At 65.4% G+C, this 24,882-nt stretch carries 21 protein-coding genes; 8 read left to right on the top strand and 13 right to left on the bottom strand.

The genetic code is table 11. The annotated features are described in order from the left end of the window. Positions 1–103 precede the first annotated feature (103 nt). A complete protein-coding gene (locus tag ACX80A_RS09410; protein ID WP_459259442.1) occupies positions 104–940 on the top strand; it encodes a formate/nitrite transporter family protein in 837 nt (278 codons plus the stop codon). A gap of 19 nt (positions 941–959) precedes the next feature. Here the strand turns inward: ACX80A_RS09410 and ACX80A_RS09405 are convergent, their stop codons facing one another. The 8 genes from ACX80A_RS09405 to ACX80A_RS09370 form a co-directional block, all read right to left on the bottom strand. Further along, positions 960–1,364, bottom strand: coding sequence for a DUF2087 domain-containing protein (locus tag ACX80A_RS09405; RefSeq protein WP_459259441.1), 405 nt, complete (start codon positions 1,362–1,364; stop codon positions 960–962). 44 nt (positions 1,365–1,408) lie between these two features. Further along, on the bottom strand, positions 1,409–2,260 hold the full coding sequence (locus tag ACX80A_RS09400) for an inositol monophosphatase family protein (protein ID WP_459259440.1): 852 nt from the start codon (positions 2,258–2,260) through the stop codon (positions 1,409–1,411). Then, positions 2,257–4,437, bottom strand: a complete 2,181-nt coding sequence (gene ligA, locus ACX80A_RS09395; RefSeq protein WP_459259439.1) for an NAD-dependent DNA ligase LigA — start codon at positions 4,435–4,437, stop codon at positions 2,257–2,259. Before ligA ends, ACX80A_RS09400 begins: the two co-directional genes overlap by 4 nt. A 104-nt stretch (positions 4,438–4,541) precedes the next feature. Beyond that, positions 4,542–6,068, bottom strand: a complete 1,527-nt coding sequence (locus tag ACX80A_RS09390) for an AAA family ATPase (protein ID WP_459259438.1) — start codon at positions 6,066–6,068, stop codon at positions 4,542–4,544. Between the two features lie 229 nt (positions 6,069–6,297). Further along, positions 6,298–7,089 carry a PP2C family protein-serine/threonine phosphatase gene (locus tag ACX80A_RS09385; protein ID WP_459259437.1) on the bottom strand — a complete coding sequence of 264 codons (792 nt, stop codon included), beginning with the start codon at positions 7,087–7,089 and terminating at the stop codon, positions 6,298–6,300. 110 nt (positions 7,090–7,199) lie between these two features. Next, a complete protein-coding gene (locus ACX80A_RS09380) occupies positions 7,200–8,360 on the bottom strand; it encodes an adenylate/guanylate cyclase domain-containing protein (RefSeq protein WP_459259436.1) in 1,161 nt (386 codons plus the stop codon). A 62-nt stretch (positions 8,361–8,422) separates the two neighbouring features. Further along, positions 8,423–8,983 (bottom strand): PH domain-containing protein, encoded by a 561-nt coding sequence (locus ACX80A_RS09375; RefSeq protein ID WP_459259435.1) that lies wholly within the window; start codon positions 8,981–8,983, stop codon positions 8,423–8,425. Between the two features lie 19 nt (positions 8,984–9,002). Then, complete coding sequence (locus ACX80A_RS09370) at positions 9,003–9,884, bottom strand: biotin--[acetyl-CoA-carboxylase] ligase (RefSeq protein WP_459259434.1); 882 nt, start codon at positions 9,882–9,884, stop codon at positions 9,003–9,005. Positions 9,885–10,176: 292 nt separating this feature from the next. On the opposite strand from ACX80A_RS09370, the gene ACX80A_RS09365 reads away from it, so the two are divergent. After that, the gene (locus ACX80A_RS09365) at positions 10,177–11,109 is read left to right on the top strand and encodes an endonuclease domain-containing protein (RefSeq protein WP_459259433.1); all 933 of its coding nucleotides are present in this window, start codon (positions 10,177–10,179) and stop codon (positions 11,107–11,109) included. On the opposite strand, the gene ACX80A_RS09360 is transcribed toward ACX80A_RS09365, so the two are convergent. Then, on the bottom strand, positions 11,106–11,966 hold the full coding sequence (locus ACX80A_RS09360) for an SDR family oxidoreductase (protein ID WP_459259432.1): 861 nt from the start codon (positions 11,964–11,966) through the stop codon (positions 11,106–11,108). The two genes, ACX80A_RS09365 and ACX80A_RS09360, sit on opposite strands and share 4 nt — an antisense overlap. Before the next feature lie 202 nt (positions 11,967–12,168). On the opposite strand from ACX80A_RS09360, the gene ACX80A_RS09355 reads away from it, so the two are divergent. From ACX80A_RS09355 to ACX80A_RS09335, 5 genes are all read left to right on the top strand, one after another. Then, a complete protein-coding gene (locus ACX80A_RS09355) occupies positions 12,169–13,788 on the top strand; it encodes an acyl-CoA carboxylase subunit beta (protein ID WP_459259431.1) in 1,620 nt (539 codons plus the stop codon). A 5-nt stretch (positions 13,789–13,793) separates the two neighbouring features. Next, a complete protein-coding gene (locus ACX80A_RS09350) occupies positions 13,794–14,036 on the top strand; it encodes an acyl-CoA carboxylase subunit epsilon (protein ID WP_459259522.1) in 243 nt (80 codons plus the stop codon). Positions 14,037–14,502: 466 nt separating this feature from the next. Next, positions 14,503–16,221, top strand: coding sequence for a DUF885 domain-containing protein (locus ACX80A_RS09345; protein ID WP_459259430.1), 1,719 nt, complete (start codon positions 14,503–14,505; stop codon positions 16,219–16,221). Positions 16,222–16,327: 106 nt separating this feature from the next. Further along, positions 16,328–16,954, top strand: a complete 627-nt coding sequence (locus ACX80A_RS09340; protein WP_459259429.1) for a Maf family protein — start codon at positions 16,328–16,330, stop codon at positions 16,952–16,954. Positions 16,955–17,128: 174 nt separating this feature from the next. Continuing rightward, positions 17,129–18,922: an acetyl/propionyl/methylcrotonyl-CoA carboxylase subunit alpha gene (locus ACX80A_RS09335; RefSeq protein ID WP_459259428.1), complete on the top strand. Its 1,794-nt coding sequence runs from the start codon at positions 17,129–17,131 to the stop codon at positions 18,920–18,922. Between the two features lie 50 nt (positions 18,923–18,972). Here the strand turns inward: ACX80A_RS09335 and ACX80A_RS09330 are convergent, their stop codons facing one another. The 4 genes from ACX80A_RS09330 to ACX80A_RS09315 all read right to left on the bottom strand — a co-directional run bounded on the left by ACX80A_RS09330 (position 18,973) and on the right by ACX80A_RS09315 (position 23,947). Then, positions 18,973–19,569, bottom strand: a complete 597-nt coding sequence (locus ACX80A_RS09330) for a hypothetical protein (RefSeq protein WP_459259427.1) — start codon at positions 19,567–19,569, stop codon at positions 18,973–18,975. Further along, positions 19,566–20,798: a serine/threonine-protein kinase gene (locus ACX80A_RS09325; protein ID WP_459259426.1), complete on the bottom strand. Its 1,233-nt coding sequence runs from the start codon at positions 20,796–20,798 to the stop codon at positions 19,566–19,568. Before ACX80A_RS09325 ends, ACX80A_RS09330 begins: the two co-directional genes overlap by 4 nt. A gap of 153 nt (positions 20,799–20,951) precedes the next feature. Further along, positions 20,952–22,364, bottom strand: a complete 1,413-nt coding sequence (locus ACX80A_RS09320; RefSeq protein WP_459259425.1) for an MFS transporter — start codon at positions 22,362–22,364, stop codon at positions 20,952–20,954. 182 nt (positions 22,365–22,546) lie between these two features. Then, positions 22,547–23,947: an NAD(P)H-quinone dehydrogenase gene (locus ACX80A_RS09315; protein ID WP_459259424.1), complete on the bottom strand. Its 1,401-nt coding sequence runs from the start codon at positions 23,945–23,947 to the stop codon at positions 22,547–22,549. A gap of 108 nt (positions 23,948–24,055) precedes the next feature. On the opposite strand from ACX80A_RS09315, the gene ACX80A_RS09310 reads away from it, so the two are divergent. Then, positions 24,056–24,880: a purine-nucleoside phosphorylase gene (locus tag ACX80A_RS09310; protein ID WP_459259423.1), complete on the top strand. Its 825-nt coding sequence runs from the start codon at positions 24,056–24,058 to the stop codon at positions 24,878–24,880. Positions 24,881–24,882: the final 2 nt, after the last annotated feature.

Genomic DNA, 24,882 nt, shown 5'->3' with positions numbered 1-24,882 from the left:
CGCACGCGCCAGTTCTCCTCCCCTATTGCTACCATTTCGCGTAACCACTAGCGCCAATCGGGGAGGGCTCCGCCTCCCGCAATGAAGCGCGGGAGAGGGCGTCATGAGTGAAGCACGCAGGCGAGAATTAGGGGAAACCGACGCCCCCGTCGAGGATGAGCTGAAGGAGTCCTTCGATAACACGGTTGAAGAAGGCGCCGAGCGGCTGCACCGCACCTTCAGGAACATTCTGGTCACCGGCCTGTTCGGGGGTATCGAAATCGGGTTGGGCATCATGGCCTACCTCGCGGTGCTGCATGAGACTGATAATCATCTGCTCGCCGGGCTCGCTTTCAGCGTGGGCCTCGTTGCCCTCTTCCTGGCCCACAGCGAACTCTTCACCGAAAACTTCCTGATGCCGGTGGCTGCCGTTGTCGCTAAAGAAGGCAGTCTGCTCCAACTGGCAAAGCTCTGGGGCGGCACCCTCGTAGCGAACCTCGTCGGCGGCTGGATCTTCGTCTGGATAGTGATGCAGGCCTTCCCTGAATGGACGGGGACAGTCAGCGAAAGTGCCCACCATTTCGTTGATGCTCCCTTCTCCATGCAGGTCGTTACCCTGGCCGTGCTCGGCGGCAGCACCATCACCCTGATGAGCCGGATGCAGCAAGGCACCAGTAACGATGTCGCCAAGATCGTGGCGACTGTCATCGGCGGGTTTCTACTGGCCGGCCTGCAGTTGTTCCACTCGATCCTGGACTCGCTGCTCATTTTCGCCGCGATTCATTCCGGGGCCGACATTACTTATCTGGAATGGCTCGGCTGGTTTGGGTACACCCTGGCTTTCAACATGCTCGGCGGACTCCTCCTTGTAACGCTGCTTCGATTGGTGCGCACCAAGGAACTCATCGAGGAGCGACGCGACCAGGCCCCCGAAGATCCTGACGCACCCCACGACAGCTGACGACGTCGGCCTTCAGGTTTCAGGCCCGACGGTATCCGGTGCCGTCCGGGTGACGGTCAAGATGGCCGTAATCCACCATGGCCCGCCGCAGGGTTGGGACGTCCCGGGTCACCGTCGCTAGCACCAGGTTCACCTCGCGCTCCGACAATTCCTGGTCCGCCGGGATTAACCGCTTGGTTAGATGCTCAAGAACCGCGCGGCGGTCGGCAGGATTGCGCGGCAGCCCGTCCAGATGCCCGTTGGCAAAGAAACGGTCGATTCCCTGCGGCTTATCCCGCGCCGCAGCGCCGAGGACCGCCTGAAACAGGTCCGCATTGACCGTGCCATCGGCACACAGCAGCCCGGCAGTCGCAAGTTTGTCTAGCTCCCTGGCCGAGGCATCCGCGCCATGTCCCAGCACTGCAGCGGCATAGAGTTCCCGCAACCGGGGTGTCGAAAGTGTTGAAAAGACTCTTTGCCAGCTCGCAGTCATTCGGCACCCCCAGTGGAAGCCGCGGCCACCTTCGTCGCTCGCGGCACGAGGCCGGGGGCTCCGGCGATCGTCACGGCAGCAAACCGCTCGCCCTCACCCGGTCCCCCGGCGAGCGCCGAGGTGAGGTTCGGGCGGAGCACCGTGGCGCCTGCCTCCTCGGCGATCAGCGCACCGGCGGCCCAGTCGTGTTCGTTGAGGCCACGTTCCGCGTACCCGTCGAGGGTGCCGTCGGCGACCATGCACAAGTCAAGTGCCGCCGACCCAATCCGCCGGACGTCACCGAAGCCCTCCATCAGCCCACCTAATTCCCGGACCTGCTGGGTCCGGGCAACAGGGTCGTAACTGAAACCAGTGCCAAACAACGCTCCCTTTCGTCCGACGTCGGGCCCGTCGAGCCTGGTCACCCGGCCGTGGTCCCGTACCCAGGCGCCCTGCCCCTTGGCCGCCCAGTACACCCGGTCCAGCGCTGGGGCGTGCACCACCCCGGCGAGCCATTGGCCGTCGGCGTCCATGGCCGCAACCGAGGTGCAGTAGTAGACGATGTTGCGAATGAAGTTCGTGGTGCCGTCCAGCGGATCGATGGACCACCGCACCCGCCCGGCACCCGAGGCCCGGTCAGGAATGGAGGTTCCCAGCTCCTCGCCGGTGATCACGTCGTGGGGACGTGACCGGGAAATAACGTCCCGCACAGCCCGTTCGGCGGCCAGGTCGAACACCGTCACCCAGTCACTATCCGAACTCTTGGTCTGCGCCCCGAGCGATTCGACGCTGCGCCGCGCCAGCACGTCGGCCCCCGCGGCGGCCGCCTGTTTCGCCAGGTGCAGCAATTCCGACGCCAGCCCGCTCACCCGGGGCCCTCCGTCAGGAGTTGAGTGAAGCCGTCCTCGTCCAGCACGGTTAGCCCGAGCGCCTCGGCCTTATCCAACTTGGTGCCGGCATTCTCTCCGGCCACCACATAGTGGGTGTTCTTCGATACCGACCCGGACGCCTTACCGCCCCGCTGGATGATCGCCTCCTTCGCCTCATCGCGGCTGTAGTGTTCCAGCGACCCGGTGACGACGACGGTCACCCCCTCCAGCGTGCGCGGCATGGAGGTGTCGACGTCGTCCTCCATCCTGACGCCGGCCGCCGCCCAGGCATCGACGATCTCCCGGTGCCAGTCCTCGGCGAACCATTCAGTAAGGGCCGCAGCGATGGTGGGGCCGACGCCGTCGACGTTCGCCAACTCCTTCTCGGACGCCGCACGGATCCGTTCCATCGATCCGAACGCAGTGGCGAGGGCACGTGAGGCGGTGGGGCCAACATGCCTGACGGAAAGGGCGACCAGGACCCGCCAGAGCGGCTGCTGTTTGGCCTTCTCCAGCTCGGCGAACAGGCGGCGGGTGTTGGCGCTGGGCTCGGAAGCCTTTTTGGCGGTGCCCTTGGTGTAGAAGTAGGGCACCAGTTCCTTGCCCGTCACCTCGCCCTTGACCCGCTTGTCGCGGAGGATCCGCACGTCGGCGAGCGCCTCGGGGGTGAGATCGAACAGCTGTGCCTCGGACGTCAGCGGCGGTTCGTCAGGTTCGGCGGGCTGGGTCAGAGCGATCGCCGCCTCCCAGCCCAGGGCCTCGATGTCGAACCCGCCCCGGCCGGCCAGGTGGAAGACCCGTTCCCGCAGCTGCGAAGGGCAGGACCGGGCGTTGGGGCAGCGAATGTCGACGTCGCCCTCCTTCGCCGGCGCCAGGGGCGTTCCGCAGGAGGGGCACTCGGTGGGCATCACGAATTCGCGTTCGGTTCCATCACGCAGCGCGACGACGGGGCCCACGATTTCCGGGATGACGTCGCCGGCCTTGCGGAGCACCACCATGTCGCCGATCAGGACACCCTTGGCCTTCACCACATCCTGATTGTGCAGGGTGGCCATCTCGACTGTGGAACCGGCCACCTTGACCGGCTCCATCATCCCGAACGGGGTGACCCGGCCGGTGCGGCCCACGTTCACCCGGATATCCAGCAGCCGGGTATTAACCTCTTCCGGCGGGTATTTGAAGGCCACCGACCAACGGGGCACCCGTGAGGTGTGGCCCAGCGCCCGCTGCAGGGCGAAGTCGTCCACCTTGACGACGATCCCGTCGATCTCATGGAACAGGTCATGCCGGTGCTTGCCGTAGTGCTCAATGAAGTCAACCACCGCCGGCGCGTCGTCGAGCACCCTGTAGTAGGGCGAGGTGGGCAGGCCCCACTTCTTCAACAGACCGTAGGTTTCGGACTGGGACCGGGCCGCGAGGCCTTCGCGGACGCCGATTCCGTGCACGTACATGTCCAGGGGGCGCTCCGCCGTCAGCGCCGGGTCCTTCTGACGCAGGGATCCCGCTGCGGCGTTGCGGGGGTTGGCGAACGGCGCCTTACCCGCAGCGACCATCCGCTCGTTGAGTTGGGTAAACGCGGCGGACGGGAAGAACACCTCGCCGCGCACCTCCATCTCGGCGGGATGGCCCGTCCCGGCGAGGGTCCTGGGGATGGATTCGATGGTGAGGACGTTGTGGGTGATGTCCTCACCGGTGGCGCCGTCGCCGCGGGTCGCCGCCCGCACCAGTTCGCCGTTCCGGTACAGCAGGTTGACGGCCAGACCGTCGATCTTCAGCTCGGTCAACCACTTGATGGTGCTGCCCGGGCTGACGGACTCCACGCTCGCTGCAGCCCTGCTGACCCAGACGTCCAGTTCATCCAGCGAGAAGACGTCCTCCAGGCTGTACATGCGTTGCAGGTGGTCGACGGCGGCGAACGCCGAGGAAGCGTCACCGCCGACCTCCTGAGTGGGCGAATCGTTGGCGACCAACTCCGGATGCAGGGCCTCGATCTTCTCCAACCGCCGGAACAGCTCATCGAACTCCGCGTCGGAGATCGTGGGCGCGTTCTCGTTGTAGTAGGCGAACCGGTGCCGGCGCACCTCCTCCGCCAAAGTGTCGTATTCCTCCCGCAGGGAATCGACCGGCGTCTGGCCGGCAGGGAGCTCGATGCTGGTGTTATCCGAAGTTCTGGCCACAGTCCTATCTTGCCTCAGTCCCCCACCCGATACTCGTTAGGCGGCTGGGAACCGACAAATGTTCCTCACGCGGCCCTCGGGTAGGGCCCAAACCGGGTGGGGCGCTAGGAGCGGTCGTCGTCGGTTGGGTTTGGCGGTGGATTGTCAAAGGACACAGATGTCGCGGACCGGTAAGGCGAGGGATAGCTCGCTGAATAGTGATCGACCTCGGGGAAGTACCCGAAGGATCCGTGCCCGGATTCGGGGTCTGGGTGAGGCGATTGCCCGTTGCTTCCCAGCAGGCTCCGGGTCAGGGTGGCGCCGTCCGACATCAGCTCGGTCACCGCATGCTGCAGCTGGCCATCCCCGACCGGGACGCCCGCTGATGCAGCCGTCAGAACCGCCCGCCGCACCAGTTCCTTGGTGAACGATGCAGTTGTCCCTTCAGTCCCCCCAGCAGCCAAACCGATCGCTTCGGGGCTGAACGTCCCCTCGGGTGCATACAGCCGGAGCAATGCTGTGCGCTCGACCTCGCTTGGAAGCGGTATTTCGACGGCGAGGTCAACGCGGCCGGGTCGCTGAGCGAGTGCGCGTTCGAGCATGTCCACCCGGTTGGTGGTGAGGACGAAGGTGACGTCGGCGTCGTCGTCGAGCCCGTCCATCGCGTCGAGCACTTCGAAGAGCAGCGGTTGCGGACCGTGCCCGAAGCTTCGGTCCTCGGCGATGAGGTCGCAATCCTCGAGGACGACAATCGAGGGTTGCAGCGCCCGCGCCATCCGGGCCGCCTCACTGACGTGGGCCAGGGTGCCGCCGGACAGGAGGATTGCGGTTGTCCCCTCGCTGGCGCTCAGCAGGTAGCGGACGGTGTGGGTCTTGCCGGTGCCGGGCGGGCCGTAGAGAAGGATGCCGCGTTTGAGGTGCTGGCCCGCGGCAACCAGCGCGTCCCGGTGAGCGGCGATGCCGAGGGCGTGCTCGCTCACTCTGTCCAGCAGTCCCTCGGGAAGGATGACCTCGTCCTCAGTCAGGTTCGGCCGCCTGAAAAAGGTGACGCCAGCGCTACTGGGTCCGAATTCCTCAAGGATGAAGGTCAGAATCTGGCCCTGCAGCACACTCTCCTTCTGGACGCGACGCCTGAACTCGGCGAGAAAGTTCCTGGTCGCAGCGGGATCCGCGCAGATGACCTCCAGCGAGGCGCTCGGACGCCCATACTGCGGTTCAGCCTTGCGTTGCAGAATGGCCATCGCTGCACTTTGATATCGGAAGAGGTGTAAGCCGAGCGCAACCGTCTGCCGCTGTTCATCCGGGCCGATCGGGAGATTCGTGTAGTCGGGCTGCGACAGCGGGAAACTGGGATACAGCTCGGAGTGCTGCAGCATGTCGCTCAGGGTCAGGTGGTGCCGCTGATCCCCGCCGCCAATACCCACGAGTCGTCCCTCGGTGCCCGTGAGCGAGGCGAGGACGATGTCCGCATCAACGAAGCGGTGGGGTAGCACCTCCTCGACGACGACGGGTAGGGTTGACGGCTCGACGCCGAGATGCGCGGTCAGTGTGTCGAGGAGCTCCCGGCCGCGCGGCGAAACCGGTTGTGCCTCCTGCACCACACGGACCATGGCGCCAAAGTCCCGCATGAATTGTGCTGTATCTTCCCCCATGATTGGAGGCTAGCAGGTGCGTCAAGAGACCAACCGGCTTCTCGACACCGGTCCGGTGAGCAATCTGGGCATCGGCCGTGGATATTTCCCGCCACAATGCTCAGGTCAACCCCCTGGGTCCGGTTTGCTCACCGAAACGTCTATACCGACCGGGCTCATTTTCTCGAAGCTCGTCAGTCCGCCGCCGAAAACCCACACCCCGTCGTCCTCCGCTTCCCGGGCGACGGAGTTAGAGGCCTTGTGTCTCCGTCGTCAAAGGACCCGGTTCGCCTCCGCTGAGGTCCACCACGATCACCGAGATGTTGTCCCGGCCGCCGGCGCGCAGCGCTGCCTGCACCAGCGCGCCAGTGGCATCCTGCGGGTGAGCGAGGGTAGTGAGGAGGTCGAAGATCTGCTCATCGCCCACCTCGTTGATCAGTCCGTCGGAACAGACCAGCATCCGGTCACCGACGGCGGCGGGAATCAGCCAGAAATCGGCGTCGATGTCGCTCCCTGTGCCCAGCGCACGTGTCACTACATGACGGCGTGGGTGAGTCAGGGCCTCCTCGGGGGTGATCCGGCCAAAGTCCACGAGCTCCTGAACCTCGGAATGGTCGATGGTGACCTGCTCGAGCCCGCCTTCGCTGAGGCGGTAGGTGCGGGAATCCCCCACGTTGAAGACCAGCCAGTACGGCTCGCCGCCTTCCTGCACCAAGATGGTTCCGCTAAGGGTCGTTCCGGCGCGCCCTCCGGTTTCGGCACGGATCTGCTCGTCAGCGGTGACCAGGATTTCCTGCAGTTCCTCAGGATCGAGCTCTGGACGAGGCTGCCTCGCAACCCGGCTCTGCATCAGCGTGCGGATGCAGATGCTGCTGGCCACCTCGCCCGCCTCATGCCCGCCCATGCCATCAGCTACCGCAAAGATAGGGTCGGCTGCGACCAGCGAATCCTCGTTGTGTTCCCTGCGCAGGCCCACGTCCGACGCGTACCCGCAGCTCACCGTGAGCTCGAGGCCCGGGACCGGTGTCTTATCGGTTGTCATATCCGCCCTGCCATCTAGCTGCCGTCAATGCGATGTGTCACGTAGTTACTTGGCTACCCTAGCCGACGCTCAACCGCAGCCCCCGCCCATCGGCCGGTAGCGTGCCCGGGCTAGTCGAGGATCAGTCCGGTGCCTGTGCCCCGCGCCAGCGTGACCGGGTGCACTTCACCGAAGCCCCTGATAGTACGGGCGCTATGCGGGATGAGGACGAAACGGTCATTATCCCGCAGGGTGGCCGCCGTTGAGGCGTCGATCAGCACGGTCCCGGGTTCGGCCAGCGACGTCAGGCGGGAAGCGAGGTTCACTGTTGGCCCGTAGATGTCCCCCAGCCGGGACAGGATTCTTCCCCAAACGAGGGAGACGCGGGCCGAGGGGAGCAGGTCATCCTCGGTGAAGGCCTTCGCCAGGGCCAACGAAATCTCGGCGCCTGCCTCGGGAGACTCGGCAATGTACAGCACTTCATCACCGATGGTCTTGACCAGCCGCCCGCCGCCCACGGAGATGATTTCGGCGCAGACATTCTCGAACCGCTGCACGAGGTGGGCGAGGGTGCGCTCGTTCATCTGCCGGGACAGGCTCGTATAGGACACCAGATCGGCGAAACCTACAGCACGGGCCAGAGGCAGCGGGGCGTCGTCCTCATCCCCCACCCGACCCTCGGCGCTGGCCTGCAGCCCCGATTCGGCGCGCAAAGCGAGCCGTTGCACCGCGGCGTTCAGCTGCCGACGCCACGCGTAGACCAGGGTCTTTTCGAGCGGCCCGATGAGGTCGGGGAGTTCAGCAACCAGGGCCCGCCGGGCGACTGCGTCGGGGATTTCCCGTTGGGCGGCCATCTCTTCGACCAGCGCCTCGATCTGCCAGACCACCATCCGGTCGGTCATCTGGCCGATGGCGCGGGTGATAGAGATTGCCGCGTTCTCGGAGACCTTCTCGCTACGCACAAGTTCGATGATGGTGATCAGCGCGTCCTTGTCCTTCTCAGTGAAGGCAACGTCCTCATCGGAGATATTCGGGAAACCCATGGCCCGCCAAAGCTTCCGGGCAGAGAGCAGTGAGACGCCCGCGCGGGCGGCAACGTCCCGGCGTCGTAGGGTACGCTCGGCGCCCAGTAACTCGATCTCCAGGTCCCGGATTGCTTCTCGGGTCAGCTCAGGGGATGCCGCCAGCTCATCGTCCGGGGTTGGGATGGACTGCGACTGCGGCTGCGGCTGCATCGCCAGACCGGGCGCGAGCTCGTCCTGGCCCGTGTCGGACTGGTCGTCGGCAGTCATCAGTTCTTCTCCTGTCCGGGGTCTCTCATCGGCGTCTTTCGTCGGTGGTCTCTCATCGGGCGTCAATATCCCTCGAGGTCGTGCACCGGGTCAGCTTCCATGTCTACACCATCAAACATGACGGTCAGTGGGAGGTCCCCGATCGCCTCCACCATGAACTCCTTGAAGAGGTGCACCTGCGGCACGTCCGGGTAAATTACCGTGCGGTCACGGCCCAGGTCCACGGTGAGGGTTCCGCTGCCGGTTGACCGCTGCAGCAGTGTCTGGCTGGTGTCCAATTGGTAGATGCTGGCGAGCGCGAGCTCGTGCTCCCGCCGGGTAGAGAAGCCTTGCCGTTTGATGAACCGCCGGCTGGTCAGGATGTAGCGCATTCCCCACCACTTCATCATCGGCCGCACAAAGATCCGCAGTAGGATCAGCACCCCCACCGCCAGGACCAGGACCACCAGCAACGGAACCGAATCGAGGATCGCCGTCGGCAAGCCGTCCCGGCTCAGCAGGCCGAGCCCAAAGCCCAACACCGCAAGTACCACCAGCGCTCCGACGAAGGGCAGCAGCAACGATCTCGGATGGGGCCGGGTTCGTACAATGACGTGCTCCCCCGGTGCAAGCTTCAGACGCACAGCCGGTCAGCCGCCCACGTCAGGGGACCGGTCTCAGGTGCACGACGTCGCCGGCGGTGACCGTGTGCCGTTCGTCGTCGTAGTCGCGGACCAGGAGGGCGCCGTGCTCGTCGAGGCCCAGGGCCCGCCCCAGCAGTTCAACGCCGCCGGGCAGCTCCACCCGGACATTCTGGCCGAGGGTGACCATCCGGTCGCTGACCCGCTGCGCGAGGGTGGTGCCGTCGGCCCAGTCGCGGCGGGCGTCGCCGTCGACGGCCCGGAAGGCAGCATAGTGGTCGGCGAACCGGCGGAGGAACGCACGCAGCAGCACGTTGCGGTCGGTGGTGGTGGCGTATTCGAGCAGCAGGCTGGTGGCGGTGGGCACCGGCAGCTCCTGGTCGGTGAGGGACACGTTGGCGCCCACCCCGACGACGACGGCGGCGGGCCCCTCGTTGGTGCCCGCGACCAGTTGGGCCAGCACCCCGGCGAGCTTGCGTCCGTCGACGAGGACGTCGTTGGGCCATTTGAGTTGGGGGCTGATCTCGGTGCGCTCCTCGATGCTTTCGGCGAGGGCGAGCGCGGCGAGGAGGGAGAGCCAGGAATAGCTGTGCGTGGGTAACGGGCGGCCCTGACTGTTGCGGGGCCGGAGCAGGATGCTCAGGATCAGCGACGAGCGCTCGGGGGCAGTCCAGGTGCGGCCCAGCCGGCCCCGTCCGGCGCTCTGCTGCTCGGCGGTGAGCACACTGAGGTCGGGCCAGTCGCCGGCGTGGGTCGCCGCATGGGCTGCGAGGTCGGTGTTGGTTGATCCGGTCTCCGCTACCACGTCGAGCCGCCCGTAGGGTCCCTTGGGTGCGCAGAGGGCGTCCCGGAGCGCCGCTTCATCCAATCCGGGGCGTTCGAGGCTGGAATAGCGGGAAGTCATGGATTGATCTTACCCAGCGTGGCTTTGACCGGTCATGCGTTGGCTTTTGCGCAGCTGTGGCGGGTCCCCCAAAACACTTGCGCAGCACTGGCGGGTTCGAGGCACTCCGACCCACCACACGTGCGCAAAAGTTTTCCGGGGTTTCCTTCGACAGGGATTGCACCCGCCACACCTGCACAAATGGTGGCGAGCGCCGTCGACGTCGAACCCGCCCACCCGCCACAGTTGCCCAAATGTTGTGTGCCTGTGGATAACCCAAACACGGTTGGCCACATTGCGGTCCAATGGTGCAATGACACAGCGGGCGAAGCTTCCCGGTCCTCTCGATGGGCGGTCATTCACCACGAACGCCGCTGCGGCCATCGGCGTTCCGCGAAGCCGCACCCGGGCCAGCGACCTAAGCCTTCCCAGCCGAAGCATCCGGGTACCCCGCCAATCCAGCCAGGGCATGTTGGACCGGTGCCGTCCGTACACCGAGCTGAGTGCCGGGTCCTTCATTAGCCATACGACCGCTGCCGCGATTCATGGAATTCCCCTCCCCCGATGGTGCACTACCGAACCGGTGATCCACCTGTCTCGCGCAGCGGGTGGCGCCGGGCCGCGCCGACGCGGTGTGGCTGGGCACCGACTTGCGGTGCAGCCCGGAGACCTCGTCAAACTCCACGGCGTGGCCATGACGTCCCCTGCCCGAACCTGGCTCGATCTTGCGGGCCTCCTCAGTCACGAGCACCTTATCTGTGCCGGGGATTACCTTGTGTGCTCCCACCAGCGGTCATTCGGTGAGGCAAAGCACGCCGCCGTTCCGCTCGCAGACCTGGAACAGTTCCTGGATCACCACCGCCGCACCCGGGGGATCCGGGCCGCACGGGCGGCATTCGTCAGACTCCGCGTGGGCGTCGATTCACCGCCGGAGACCCTGGTGAGGTTGATGGCTGAGGATGCCGGGCTTCCCTACTTCAACGTCGATTGGCCCGTGCTGGATCCGACGGGTGGCGTCACCTTCTGGACCGATCTCGCCTGTGAGGAGTACCGGACGTGCGTCGAGTACGACGGCGCCCACCACCTGACGCCCGGGCAACAGTCAGCCGATGCCCGTCGGGATGCCTGGGCGTCCGAGCTCGGCTGGGCGCAGGTCAAGCTCAACAAACTCGATCTCCGCCAGGGCAAGGGTTCGGTAGTGGCAAAGGTCGCCGCCGCGCTCCGACGCCAGGGCTGGGCCGGCTAAAGAAAAATGTCGGGGACCAGCTGATCTTCGGTGGCGCCAAGGCTGTAGCGGGTGAAGTCGGTGACGCCCTCCTCACGCAGCACCCCTTCGTCGGTGAAGAAGTTTCCCGTGCACGAGCGGGACGGGCGGACCAGGATGGCGTGGGCGGCATCGGCCACGATTTCGGCCTTACGTGCGCCGTTCACAATCTGCTCCCCACCGGGCAGATTTCTGATGGCAGCAGTGTCGATCAGGGTCTGCGGCCAGAGCGAGTTGACGGCGATCCCGTCCGCCCGAAATTCCTCGGCCAGCCCGAGTGTCGTCAGGCTCATCCCGTATTTTGCCATCGTGTAGGCAAGATGGCTGCCAGCCCAGCGCGGCTCCAGATTAAGCGGCGGCGATAGGGTCAAAATGTGGGGGTTGTTTGAGGCCAACAGGGCATCCAGCGAGAGTTTACTGAGCAGGAAAGTGCCCCGGACATTGATGTCGGCCATCAGGTCGTAACGTTTCATGCTGACGTCCCGGGTGAGTGAGAGATCGATTGCCGAAGCGTTATTGACGACGACGTCGAGCCCGCCGAACTCCACGGTGGCAGCGGCGACCGCCGCGGCGACGTCGTCGTCGTTCCTCACGTCGCCGACAATCGGCAAAGCGTTCCCTCCGGCGGCGCGAATCTGCTCGGCGGCGGTGAAGACCGTGCCGTCGAGCTTGGGGTGAGGCTCTCCCGTTTTGGCCATCAGAGCGATGTTCGCGCCGTCGCGCGCAGCACGCAGGGCAATCGCGAGGCCGATCCCGCGACTGCCGCCTGACATCAGGATGGTGCGACCTTCGAGGGTCGCCGGGGTGGTCTGACGTAGGGCGTCGTTGCTGGCTGTCATGAAGTAAGAATAGTGCGACGGGTGCCCCCAGAACCTAATTGTTACTCACGAGTAACATGCGGGGGAGAACTAACCCAGCAGACAGTAAATTGTAGGTGTCCTACAGCGGTGAGGCGCCTAACCCTCATTAGACTGGGAGAAACGCCGGACCCTTTGTGGGGAACCTACTTAAACCCGGCAATGCCGCCAACCCGGAGACTCAATGCAGACTGGCTCAGCACCTTTGGTCGAACAGGACCAGACGATCGACCTCACGACCACCGCGGGAAAGCTCGCTGATTTCCGCCGCCGCGAGGGCTTGGCGCAGCAGCCATCCGGACCCGAGTCAGTGGCGAAACAGCACGCCCGCGGGAAGAACACGGCCCGCGAGCGCATCGATCTGCTGGTCGACCCCGGGTCCTTTGTCGAGTTTGATGCCCTGGCCGTCCACCGCTCCACCGCCTTCGGCATGGAGGCGAAAAAACCTCTGGGCGACGGCGTCGTCTCGGGCTATGCAACGGTCGACGGCCGCCAGATTGCCGTCTACAGCCAGGATTTCTCCGTATACGGCGGGTCGCTGAGCCAGGTAAACGGCGAGAAAATCGTCAAGGTGCAGGAATTCGCACTCCGGAACGGGTGCCCGGTGGTCGGGATTAACGACGGCGGCGGCGCCCGCATCCAGGAGGGGGTGTCTTCGCTGGCGATGTTCGCCGATATCTTCAGGAACAACGTCCATGCCTCGGGGGTCATCCCCCAAATTTCCCTCATCATGGGGCCCTGCGCCGGCGGCGCAGCCTACTCTCCCGCCCTCACCGACTATGTGGTCATGGTGGACAAGACGTCGCACATGTTCATCACCGGCCCGGACGTGATCAAGACCGTCACCGGCGAGGACGTTGATATGGAGACGCTCGGCGGTGCCCGGCAGCACAACTCCACCACCGGCACTTCCGCCTACCTCGCATCGGATGAACGCGACGCCATCGATTTTGTCCGCGAACTGCTCGACTTTCTCCCCTCCAACAATCTGGCCGAGGCACCAGTGGCCGAGTTCGTCGAGCAGCTGGAGCTCACAACCGAGGATGAGGCACTCGATGCCCTGATCCCCGACTCGGCGAACCAGCCGTATGACATGCGCGCAGTGATCTCGACGATTGTCGACGACGGCCACTTCCTGGAGATGCAGTCCCTCTACGCACCCAACGTGATGATCGGCTACGCCCGGGTGGAGGGTCACACGGTCGGCATCGTCGCCAACCAGCCGTTGCAGTTCGCTGGCACTCTGGATATCGCCGCGTCCGAGAAAGCCGCCCGTTTTGTCCGCAACTGCGATGCCTTCAACATACCCATCCTGACCCTCGTGGACGTGCCCGGCTTCCTCCCCGGCAAGGACCAGGAGTTCAACGGCATCATCCGCCGCGGTGCCAAACTGCTGTATGCCTACGCGGAGGCGACGGTCCCCAAGCTCACGGTCATCACCCGTAAAGCCTACGGCGGCGCGTACATTGTGATGGGCTCCAAAAAACTCGGCGCTGACCTGAACCTGGCGTGGCCAACGGCGCAGATCGGCGTGATGGGTGCTCAGGGTGCGGTAAACATCCTGTACCGCGGACACCTCAAGGCGGTAGCCGACGCCGGCGGCGACGTCGATGCGGCCCGCGCCGAAGTGATCACCCAGTACGAGGAAGAGCTCCTCAACCCGTACCAGGCCGCGCAGCTCGGCTTCGTCGATGCGGTGATCGCGCCGTCAGACACCCGGCAGCAGATTGTCCGGGGGCTGCGGGCCCTCCACGACAAACGCGCCTCCAATCCTGCCAAAAAGCACGGGAACATCCCGCTGTGACCACCATGCCGACCCCTGCTCGGGACTTCACCCAAGAGCCGCCGGCTCCCCGCGGGCCCGTGTTGACTGTGATTCGGGGTACCCCGACGCCCGAGGAGCTGGCGGCGCTGACCGCCGTCGTCGTCGCATTGTCGGAGGGTGCAGCTGAGCCCGACACGGCGACGTCGCAGCGCAGCTGGGCGCGCCGGAACCAGCTGCGGCTCGCGCCGCGGCCTGGCCCGGGGTCGTGGCGGCGTAGCAGCCGCTAGCCGCCGTTTAGCGGGGATCATCACCGTTCCCATGAACAGGGGCATGCCGGTCTCCTGATGGATGATCTGAGACTGGAAGCCGGTCAAGACGAGCTCGACGTCGGGCATCGCCGCTCCGGATTCGTCCGTCGTAAGATACTTGTGGTCCCACTTCGGTGGTCATGACCGGCGACTCTCCCTCGTCCGGGAGGATCAGGCGCAGGTGGAATCCCCCGTTGTACGGCAGATCCACGGCCGACCAGCCGGAACAGGACGCGTAATTGGCCAGGACCGGGTCAAAGGGCGTCTTCCACGCGGTCGCGAAGTACACGGTGTTGAGTAGGCTCAGAGCGGTGTCCGGATCGTGGTCAACCGGCGCCTCGGTGATCCGTCCCAGTGGCGCGCCGGTCAGGGCTCAATCCGGTCACCGTCAATTAAGGTGGCTCAAAGCAACCACTGGTGGCGCCAAACCGGTTAGGCTCGTGCTGTGAATAATGAGACCCCCGCCACAGCCAGCCTCCCGTCCCCGCAGCTTCCTACCCGGGCGAAGACAGCCATTGACGCCGTCGCCGACGCCTACACCGAGACCCTGCTTCAACTCGATCCGGGCTTCGCCACCGAGCTGGGCTTCCCTGGCCATGAAACCGAATACCGTGACTACTCCCCCGCCGGCCTGGAAGCCTGGGCTGAAGCCACCAGGGAAACGCTCGGCCGGCTGACCGATCTGGAACCGGCCGACGACGTCGACCGGGTCACCCTGGATGCCATGCAGGAACGCCTCGGGCTGGAACTCGAAATTCACGACACGGGAATGAACCTTGCAGACCTCAATAACCTTGCTTCGCCGGCCCAGGAGATCAGGATGATTTTCGACCTGATGCCGACCGACACCGCCGACCAGTGGGCCCACATCGCTGGCCGCCTCCACAACATCCCGGAAGCCCTCGACGGGTATATCGTCTCTCTACGGGCCGGCAAGGACCGCGGCCTCGTCGCCGCCGAACGCCAGATCCGGATTGTGATTGACCAAACCACCAAGTACGCCGAGGATGGCGGTTTCTTTGACGACTTTGCCTCGACCGCCTCGCTTGAGGACGGCGACCTGCCGGAACCGCTGCGTCAGGATCTCGTTGAAGGGACCGCTGCGGCCCGCGCCGCGTACCTGAGACTGGGCGCCTTCCTGGAGAAGGAGTTGCTGCCAGCGGCGCCAGCCAAGGATGCGGTCGGCCGGAAACACTACGCCCTGATGTCGCGCCGGTTCCTGGGCGCCGTCGTCGACCTTGAGGAAACCTACCGGTGGGGGGTCGAAGAACTGGACAGGGTAATCGCCGAGCAGGAAGCAGTTGCCGACGAGATCAAGCCGGGCGCGTCGATCGAAGAGGCGATGAAGATCCTCGACGAGTCCCCCGACCTGCAGTTGAAGGGTGCCGACGCCCTGCGGTCGTGGATGCAGCAGCTTTCGGATAGGGCAGTCGCCGAACTGGCGGGAGTCCACTTCGACATCCCCGAGATCATGCGCACCCTCGAGTGCAAGATCGCTCCCACCCATGAGGGCGCCATCTACTACACGGGACCCAGCGACGACTTTTCCCGACCGGGCCGCATGTGGTGGTCCGTCCCCGAGGGTGAGGACTCCTTCACCACCTGGAAGGAGACCACCACGGTTTATCACGAGGGCGTTCCGGGCCACCACCTGCAGATCGCCACCGCGACCATGCAGCGCGGACTCCTCAACAACTGGCGCCGCAACGCGGTGTGGGTCTCCGGTCATGGGGAGGGCTGGGCGCTGTATGCCGAGCGGCTCATGCAGGAACTGGGGTACCTCAACCATCCTGGGGAACGCCTGGGGATGCTCGATGCGCAGCGGATGCGGGCGGCGCGCGTGGTGTTCGACATCGGGGTACACCTGGAGCTAGAGGTCCCCGCCCGCTGGGGCACCGGCACCTGGACCCCCGACAAAGGGTATGAGTTCCTCAAGCGAAATATCGCCATCACCGAGGGCTCGCTGGACTTCGAGTTCAACAGGTACCTCGGCTGGCCGGGTCAGGCCCCCTCCTACAAGATCGGGCAGCGGCTGTGGGAACGGATCCGCGACGAGGTCAAGGATCGCGAAGGCTCAGCGTTCAACCTGCGCAGTTTCCACACCCGCTCCCTGAACCTGGGGTCGGTCGGGCTGGACACGTTGCGTCGGGCCCTGGTTGGCTAGCCGGGCCCCGACGGCGAACAGCACGACTCTGCATTGGCGACCGGATAGTGAGCAACCTGGACATGGTGGATTGGGGTCGGTTGCCCAGAAGTGTTTAGGCTGAGCTATGACTGCCCGCCTGATCCTTGCCTCCGCCTCACCCGCCCGTGCCAAGGTCCTGTCCGACGCTGGGATCCACCACTCGGTGTTCGTCTCGGACGTCGACGAGGACGCCGTCGCAGCCCAGTACGGGCCGCTCGACGCGTCCGATACCTCCCTGCTCCTGGCCCGTGCCAAGGCTGAGGCGGTCGCTTCGGTCAGTGGGTCCGAGGGCGCGCTGGTCATCGGCTGCGACTCGATCTTCGAATTTGACGGCGAGGCGCACGGCAAGCCGTGGGAGCCGGAGATAGCGCGAGCGAGGATCCGGCGCATGAGCGGCTCCGTTGGTGTCCTGCACACCGGGCACTGGCTCGTTGATACGCGTGACGCGTCCGACGGTGGATCGGGCGCCACCGTGGGCGCCGTCGCGTCGGCCTCCGTGCATTTCGCACACCTGACTGACAATGAGATTGATGCCTACGTGGCTACCGGCGAACCCCTGCAGGTGGCCGGGTCGTTCACGATCGACGGCTTGGGCGGGGCGTTTATCACCCGGGTCGACGGCGATCCGCACGCCGTCGTCGGACTGAGTGTCTCAACACTGAGGGGACTGCTGGGATCGGCAGGGCTTACCGTGATGGATTTTTGGGCTTAGCCACACCCATTTTCGTTACCCAGTGACGCTCGTCCACCAGCTCCAGGTGCGGTTCGCTTTTGTAGCATCCCTACAAAGAAATCGCCCGCCACACGCGCTATCCGCATGGATTATGGGCATAGACGACAATATGGCGCTAGGCTCCGAACAGATACGAAGGAGCCAGACCACACTATGAGCGAGTCCTTTTCCGGTGCAGTAAACCCCGTTTCCAAGGTCCTGATCGCTAACCGCGGCGAAATTGCCGTGCGCATCATCCGCGCTGCCCGCGACGAGGGCCTGACGTCGGTCGCGGTGTATGCGGATCCTGACCGGGACGCCTTGCACGTCCGGCTGGCCGATGAAGCCTACGGCTTGGGTGGCAGCACCGCCGCAGATTCCTACCTGGTGATGGACCGTATCCTCGAGGCAGCCCAGCGCAGCGGCGCCGATGCCATCCACCCCGGCTACGGCTTCCTGTCCGAAAACGCTGACTTCGCCCGCAAGGTGATCGACGCCGGCATCACCTGGATCGGCCCGTCCCCCGACGCCATCTCCCAACTGGGTGACAAGGTCAAGGCCCGTCACATTGCCGAGAAGGTGGGCGCTCCTTTGGTGCCCGGGACCAAGGATCCGGTCGGCTCGGTCCGTGAAGTCCAGGATTTTGCCGACGAGTTCGGGCTACCCCTCGCCATCAAGGCCGCCTTTGGCGGCGGTGGCCGCGGCATCAAGGTGGTCCGGGATGCAGCCGATATCCCGGAAGCCTACGAATCGGCGGTCCGCGAAGCCACGGCAGCCTTCGGGCGTGGCGAGTGTTTCGTGGAACGGTTCCTCGATGCCCCCCGCCACGTCGAAACCCAGTGCCTTGCTGACGCCCACGGGAACGTCGTCGTCGTCTCCACCCGCGACTGCTCGCTGCAGCGCCGCAACCAAAAGCTGGTCGAGGAAGCACCTGCCCCGTTTCTCAGCGACGACCAGAACCGCCGGCTCTACGAGGCGTCCAAGGCCATCCTGCGCGAGGCCGGTTACCAGGGCGCCGGGACGTGCGAGTTCCTGGTCGGCCAGGACGGCACCATCTCCTTTCTCGAGGTCAACACCCGACTCCAGGTGGAGCACCCGGTCTCGGAGGAGGTGACCGGCATCGATCTGGTCCGTGAACAGTTCCGCCTCGCCCGCGGCGAAGCCCTGGGCTACGGCGACCCCGAGGTGCGCGGCCATTCCTTCGAGTTCCGCATCAACGGCGAGGACGCCGGCCGCAACTTCATGCCCGCCCCCGGCACGGTCCAGACCCTCACCCTCCCCACCGGTCCCGGCATCCGGGTCGATTCAGGTATCGAGGCCGGTGAGGTCATCGGCGGAAACTTCGACTCCATGCTGGCCAAGCTCATCGTCACCGGCGCCACCCGCACCCAGGCTCTGCAGCGTGCGCGCCGCGCCCTGACGGAAATGCAGGTCACCGGTATGCCGACCGTCCTGCCGTTCCACGCGGCCGTCGTCGCGGATCCCGCGTTCGCCCCGGCGGACGGCCCCTTCTCGGTCCACACCCGCTGGATCGAGACCGAGTTCGTTAACACCATTGAGCCGTGGATTTCCGGGGAGGTACAGGATTCAGCCTCCGACGACGACGGCGCCCGCCAACGCATCACCGTAGAGGTAGCCGGCAAACGGCTGGAGGTGGTCCTCCCCGCCGGGCTGGGGGGAAGCGGGCGCCAAGCGCCGGCCGGTAAGCCCAAAAAAGCGCTACGCGCTCGCGGCGGCTCGGCGGCGGCCGACGGCGACAATCTCACCTCCCCTATGCAGGGCACCATTGTGAAGGTGGCCGTATCCGACGGCGACCTCGTTGCCGAGGGAGACCTGATAGTTGTTCTGGAAGCCATGAAAATGGAGCAACCCCTCACCGCTCATAGGTCCGGAACCCTGTCGGGACTCAGCGCTGCGCCGGGCGACACAGTGGCAGCCGGTGCCGTCATCGCTGCCATTTCCGACTGACCACTAAACGCTGACCACTGCGCTGGCTGCTGAGCACTTGTGCTGGGCTGTCACCCGTCCTTGGCGTTGCCGCCCTTCTCCTGCTCGTGTTCGGCTGCTTTCTCTGCCTTTTCCTGTTCACGTTGCAGCTTTTCCTGCTCGCGTTCGGCGTCGCGCAGTTCCTTCTCGGTCTGCTCATCGGTCTCTTCGTCGTCCGCGGGCTCTTCAGGAGTGGAAACCGGCCCCGGGGACGTGGCCTGCTCCGAAGGCTCGGGAGCTTCGGCTGGAGCGTCAGCCGGAGGCTCAGGAGCCGAGGATTCCTCCGGAGTCTCAACGGTTGGTCCCGGTTCGGGCGCTGCCGGGGCGGGCTGGCCCAGCTCGGCAGCAAGGGCAGCAAGCAGTTCATCAATCGTCGATTGGATCTCTGCCGCGCGATCGGCGGTGACCGTCCCCTGCCCCTGAGCCACGGTCACCGCCTGGCTGAGTTCGGTGGCCAGCAGGGTGGCACCGGCCTGATCCCCGCCCGCAGCCGCCGTGGCAATGTCGCGAACCGAGGCCTGGAACCCGGCCGCAGTGCCCGATTCGAGGTCCGAGGTACCGCAGCCTGCCAACACGAGCGCAGTGGAGAGCGACGCTGCAGCCGCCCAATGGTGTGCCCGACGCCTCATGGTTGCACCTCTTCATAGAGTTCCTGGAGTAGTTCACCGGTGATGCCCGGTACCGCTGGCAGCTCTTCGGCAGGTTCCGGTCCGCCGAGGTTCAGGCCAGCCACGATCGCTGCACCGAGAATCAGCGCTGCGACGGCGGCAAGCACACCAACCAGCCAGCGTCGGCGTCCGCGCGGCTTCGGGCGTTCCGGGATAACAGGCGACGAGGCCGGCTGTACCGCACTTGCCGGCGAAGCCACGGTTCCCCGCGCAGCCGTCGGTGGCTGGGATGTCGCCATGACTGCCGTCGCCCCTACCGGGGCCATCGGGGATACTGCGGTCCGCGCGGGCCCACGTGGCGGTTCGTCGGGCAGGAATAACTGGAAACGCCTGTCGGCTGACGCGTCAGCGTCCAGCACTTCGGTGTGGGGTTCAGGGTGCTGCCATTGGGCGAACTCAGAGGCTACGGCACCGGCGGTGGGCCGGTCGTCGGGGTTGTCCGCGGTCATCCGCGAGAGCAGGGACTGCCAGGCCGGCCCGAATGCCGTGGGAATGGACGGAGCGCGGTGCAGGCGGGCCACGACCGACTCCAGGCTCGTCCCGGGGTAGGCTCGCGCTCCGGTCAGGGATTCCAACAGCACCAGACCCAGGGAGTAGATATCGGTGGAGGTGCCGATCACACCTCCACGGGCCTGTTCGGGACTGAGATAGGCTGCCGTGCCAACAGTCTGTCCGGTGGCGGTCTGCCGGGCAGCATCAAAGAAGCGCGCAATCCCGAAGTCAGTCAACAGGTAGCCGAAGACGCCGCTCTCCGGTTCGGTGCTGCGCGTCAGGATGTTCGATGGCTTGACGTCCCGATGAAGGATTCCCTGCTGATGGATATAGGCAAGGGTCCGTGCCACGTCCCAGCCGGCCAGCCGCACCGATGCGGGCGGCAGGGGTCCGCCGGTCAGGACTGACCCAAGATCCGGTCCCTCGATCAGCTCCATGACCAGATAGGTGGACCCCGACGACGTCTCGGACGAATCCATGTCCAACACCCGCACCAACCCGGGGTGGTGCAGTCCCGCCAGCAACCGCGCCTCGTCGGATCCTCGGGAGACGCCATCCGCCGCCCCCGGTCGGAACAGCTTCACTGCCACATCTCTGCCAAGTCGCGTGTCCCGCGCGCGGTACACCTCGGCCATCCCGCCGACGCCCACCACACCGCCCAGCAGGTAACGCCCGTCCGCCAGTGATTGGGTACTCATGCCGCCTCCGCTGGTTTGGTTCACTGACCGATTCTACGTGGGCGCCCTCGGGGAAGCATTAATAGGTCTTCCAACGACGACGGCGCAGCACCCCTAGGTGCCGCACCGTCGTCGCGAGTGGTCCGGGTCGGTCAACCGGGTCGGCGGTCCAGGTCAGGCGACGTTATTGTCGTAGTCGTGATCGCGGGTTTCGCGACTCAACCAGAGGGCGATGAACGTCGCGACAGCTGCCGCGCTCAGATACAGTCCCACCAGCAGCGTACTGCCGTCAGCGAGTTGCCACAGGGCAATAGCAACGAACGACGCCGGTGCGGCCCCGATCACGCTGGACATGTTATAGGCGACAGCCGAGCCGGTGTACCGCACGTTGGCCGGGAACAGCTCGGGCAGGATAGCCGCCATGGGTCCGAAGGTGAGGCCCATCAAGATGAAACCGATAATGAGCAGGGCCATCGCGCCAGTGGTCCCCGCGCCGAACAGGGGCACCCAGGTGAACCCGAACAGGGCAATGCCGATGGTGGTGGCCATCAGCATCTTTCGGCGGCCGAACCTCTCGGCCAGCGGACCGGATACCAGGGTGAAGATACCGAAGAACACCACACCGATGATGAGCATGACGAGGAAGTCCCCACGGGCGATCCCAAGGCCGGGAACAAAGGCCTCGGCGGCAGCGTCGTCGAAGCCACGGCCCGCCGCCTCTGCGGCCGCCCTGGCGTCCTCGACCGACGCCGGGGTGGTTCCGAAGGTCAGGGTGAACGCGGTCATCAGGTAGAACAGTACGTAGGTGGCAAACATGATGAACGTGCCAAGCAACAGGGCACGCCACTGGTGCTTGAACACGCTGGCCAGGGGCAGCTTCACGACCTTGCCCTTATCCTTCACCTGCTGGAATGAGTGGCTCTCAATGAGCTTGAGCCGCACGTACAGTCCAACGATCACCAGGACGGCGCTGAGCAGGAACGGTACCCGCCAGCCCCAGGCCAGGAACTCCTCCTCACTGAGGGTGGCGTTGAGGTAGACGAAGAGCAGGTTGGCGAGGATGAAGCCGATTGGTGCGCCCAACTGTGGAAACGTGCCGTAGACGGCACGCTTGTTCTTCGGGGCGTTCTCGGTGGCAAGCAGCGCAGCGCCGCTCCATTCACCGCCGAGGGCCAGACCCTGGAAGAACCGCAGCAGCACCAGCAGTGCCGGAGCGAGGATGATCCAACCGTCCACCTGGGCGGTTGGTAGCACCCCGATGAGGAAGGTAGCGATGCCCATGGTGAGCAGGGACGCGACGAGCGTCCCCTTCCGCCCAATCCGGTCCCCGTAATGCCCAAAGATGATCGACCCGAGCGGCCGGGCCACGAAGGCGACACCGAAGACGGCGAAGGAGCTGAGGATCGCGTTGGCCGGGGTGGCACCCGGGAAGAACAGGGCCGGGAAGACCAGGACTGATGCCGTGGCATAAATGTAGAAGTCATAGAACTCGATGGTGGTGCCGATGAGGCTCGCGAAGATAACGCGACCCTTGGGGTTCTTCGGCTGTGCTGCACCGGCGTCCACGGCGGACGGGGTTGTTGACATGTCTGTGGCTTTCTCTCACTACGGCGGCCGTGCGGGCACCGCGATCAGGTGGTTGAATGCATCAATCAGACCAGTAAGGTCCAACGGGTGGATAAAATTGTCCATTATATGGACAGCGCACCCGACAGACAGGGTACCCCAGCCCGGTTCCGTCAGGGCTGGGGTAGCTGGAAATCCTTGCCCTACAGACGGACGTGGAGCCGCCGCGCTGCCTCTGAGATGGACCCGGTCAGCGACGGGTACACGGTGAAAGTGTTCGCCACATCGTCAACATGCAGCTTCTTGGTCACGGCCAGAGCGAGGGGGAAAATCAGCTCGGAGGCCCGGGGACCGACGACGACACCGCCGATTACCGTTCCCGATCCCTTGCGGGAAATGATCTTGACAAATCCGTCGGTCACGTTCATCATTTTCGCCCGGGCGTTGGTGTGGAGGGAGAGCTTGACGACGTCGCCCTGGTACCGGCCGGACTCGACGTCGGCCTCGGAGACCCCCACGGTGGCAATCTCGGGGGCAGTGAAGATGTTGGAGGCAACCTGTTTCAGCTTCAGCGGGGTGACGCTGTCGCCCATCAGGTGAGCCATGGCAATCCGGCCCTGCATGGCGGCGACTGACGCGAGAGCCAGCACCCCGGTGCAGTCCCCCGCTGCGTACACGTTCGGTGCCGATGTGCGAGACACGCCGTCAACCTTGATGTGGCCCGATTCGGTGAGTTGGACTCCCGCTTCCTCGAGCCCAATCCCCGCCGTGTTGGGGATCGATCCCACAGCGATGAGGCAGTGACTGCCCTCGACGGTCCGGCCGTCGGACAGGGTGACCACGACGCCGTCGCCCGCCCGCTCCACGCCCTGGGCCCGGCATTCGGAGAGCACCGTCATCCCGCGGTTCCTGAACACGTTTTCGAGCACCTCGGCGGCGTCTGCATCCTCGCCGGGCAGCACCCGGTCCCGGCTCGAGATCAGGGTGACCCTGGAACCGAGGCCGTCATACGCTGAGGCGAACTCGGCGCCCGTGACTCCCGAACCGACCACGATCAGGTTCGTGGGGACCTCGGTGAGGGTGTAGAGCTGGGTCCAGTTGAAGATGCGTTCGCCGTCGGGCTGGGCGGTGGTGAGTTCCCGCGGGTGCGCTCCGACTGATAGCAGGATGGCGTCGGCTTCGATGATCGTGGTTTCGCCGTCGGCGGTGACCTCAAGCCGGTGATTGTCGAGCAGTTTGCCCTCACCGATGAAAACCTTCACTCCCACCCGCTCCAGTGCCCGGGTAATGTCCGCCGACTGCTCGTGGGCGAGCTTGAGGAGCCGCGCGTTGACCTGGCCGAGATCCGCGTAGGCCGCCTCGGTGTTCTCGAAGCGCACCCCCAATTCGTGCGCCGAGGCAACCCGAGCCATGATGTCGGCCGTTGCGATGAGCGTTTTGGACGGTACGACGTCGGTCAGGACCGCCGCTCCGCCGAGCCCATGACGTTCGACGATGGTAACGCTGGCGCCGAGCGACGCGGCGACCATTGCCGCCTCATACCCGCCGGGCCCGCCGCCCAGAATGGCGATTCGAAGGGCACTGAAGTCTAATTGGCTGGTCACAACTGTCCATTCTGTCCTATCCCGGGCGTGCACCCAAACGGTCGACCTCCCCCCGCCAGTCCCTCCTCCCGGTGGCCGCACGCCGGGAACTGAGGGTAAGTTTGACCAGTGATCGAGAACCCCACGCCGACGACGCCGACCGACCCCTTCGACCTCGCGCGCGCCGCAGCCGCCCACATTGCCACCCACACTGGCGTCGAAAGCCATGACATCGCTCTGGTGCTCGGCTCGGGCTGGGGCGAAGCAGCCAACCTCATCGGCGAAACCACCCACACCCTGCAGTCCTCGGACATTCCGGGCTTCTCGGCCCCGGCGGTCGAGGGCCATGTGGGTACTGTGCGCTCGGTGCTGACGGCGTCGGGCAAACGGGCCCTCGTCGTCGGTTCCCGCACCCACTACTACGAGGGCAAGGGGGTCAGGGCGGTCGTCCACGGCGTACGCACCGCGGCCGCCGCGGGAGCCAAAGTGATGGTCCTGACCAACGGGTGCGGCGGGCTGCAGGAGCAGTGGTCCCCCGGCACTCCCGTCCTGATCAGCGACCATCTCAACCTCACCGCCACGTCACCGCTTGAGGGTGCCACCTTCGTCGACCTCACCGACCTGTACTCACCGCGCATCAGGGATCTCGCCCGCGAGGTTGACCCCTCCCTCGAGGAAGGCGTCTACGCCCAGTTCACGGGCCCCCACTACGAGACCCCCGCCGAGGTTCGCTACGCCAGGACCATCGGCGCCGATCTCGTCGGGATGTCGACGGCCCTGGAGGCCATCGCCGCACGGCACGCTGGCATGGAGGTCTTCGGCGTTTCCCTCGTCACCAACCTGGCAGCCGGCATCAGCGCAACACCGCTGAGCCACGCCGAAGTCATTGAGTCCGGTGCAGCCGCTGGCCCCCGTATCTCACGTTTACTGGCTGACATCATCAGCCGGCTCTAGCT

This window comes from Arthrobacter sp. TMN-50 (assembly GCF_054511125.1).
The sequence above is the reverse complement of the archived record's forward strand: the minus strand, read 5'-3'. Positions and strand labels throughout refer to the sequence as shown.

Bases quoted from the DNA above. Each gene is read 5' to 3' on its own strand.
- ACX80A_RS09320 (WP_459259425.1), bottom strand. From the start codon at position 22,364: ATGTCAACAACCCCGTCCGCCGTGGACGCCGGTGCAGCACAGCCGAAG.
- ACX80A_RS09390 (WP_459259438.1), bottom strand. From the start codon at position 6,068: ATGGGGGAAGATACAGCACAATTCATGCGGGACTTTGGCGCCATGGTC.
- ACX80A_RS09370 (WP_459259434.1), bottom strand. From the start codon at position 9,884: ATGACTTCCCGCTATTCCAGCCTCGAACGCCCCGGATTGGATGAAGCG.
- ACX80A_RS09365 (WP_459259433.1), top strand. From the start codon at position 10,177: ATGACACAGCGGGCGAAGCTTCCCGGTCCTCTCGATGGGCGGTCATTC.
- ACX80A_RS09330 (WP_459259427.1), bottom strand. From the start codon at position 19,569: ATGAGGCGTCGGGCACACCATTGGGCGGCTGCAGCGTCGCTCTCCACT.
- ACX80A_RS09350 (WP_459259522.1), top strand. From the start codon at position 13,794: ATGCCGACCCCTGCTCGGGACTTCACCCAAGAGCCGCCGGCTCCCCGC.
- ACX80A_RS09385 (WP_459259437.1), bottom strand. From the start codon at position 7,089: ATGACAACCGATAAGACACCGGTCCCGGGCCTCGAGCTCACGGTGAGC.
- ACX80A_RS09410 (WP_459259442.1), top strand. From the start codon at position 104: ATGAGTGAAGCACGCAGGCGAGAATTAGGGGAAACCGACGCCCCCGTC.
- ACX80A_RS09360 (WP_459259432.1), bottom strand. From the start codon at position 11,966: ATGACAGCCAGCAACGACGCCCTACGTCAGACCACCCCGGCGACCCTC.
- ACX80A_RS09380 (WP_459259436.1), bottom strand. From the start codon at position 8,360: ATGACTGCCGACGACCAGTCCGACACGGGCCAGGACGAGCTCGCGCCC.
- ACX80A_RS09340 (WP_459259429.1), top strand. From the start codon at position 16,328: ATGACTGCCCGCCTGATCCTTGCCTCCGCCTCACCCGCCCGTGCCAAG.
- ACX80A_RS09335 (WP_459259428.1), top strand. From the start codon at position 17,129: ATGAGCGAGTCCTTTTCCGGTGCAGTAAACCCCGTTTCCAAGGTCCTG.
- ACX80A_RS09325 (WP_459259426.1), bottom strand. From the start codon at position 20,798: ATGAGTACCCAATCACTGGCGGACGGGCGTTACCTGCTGGGCGGTGTG.
- ACX80A_RS09355 (WP_459259431.1), top strand. From the start codon at position 12,169: ATGCAGACTGGCTCAGCACCTTTGGTCGAACAGGACCAGACGATCGAC.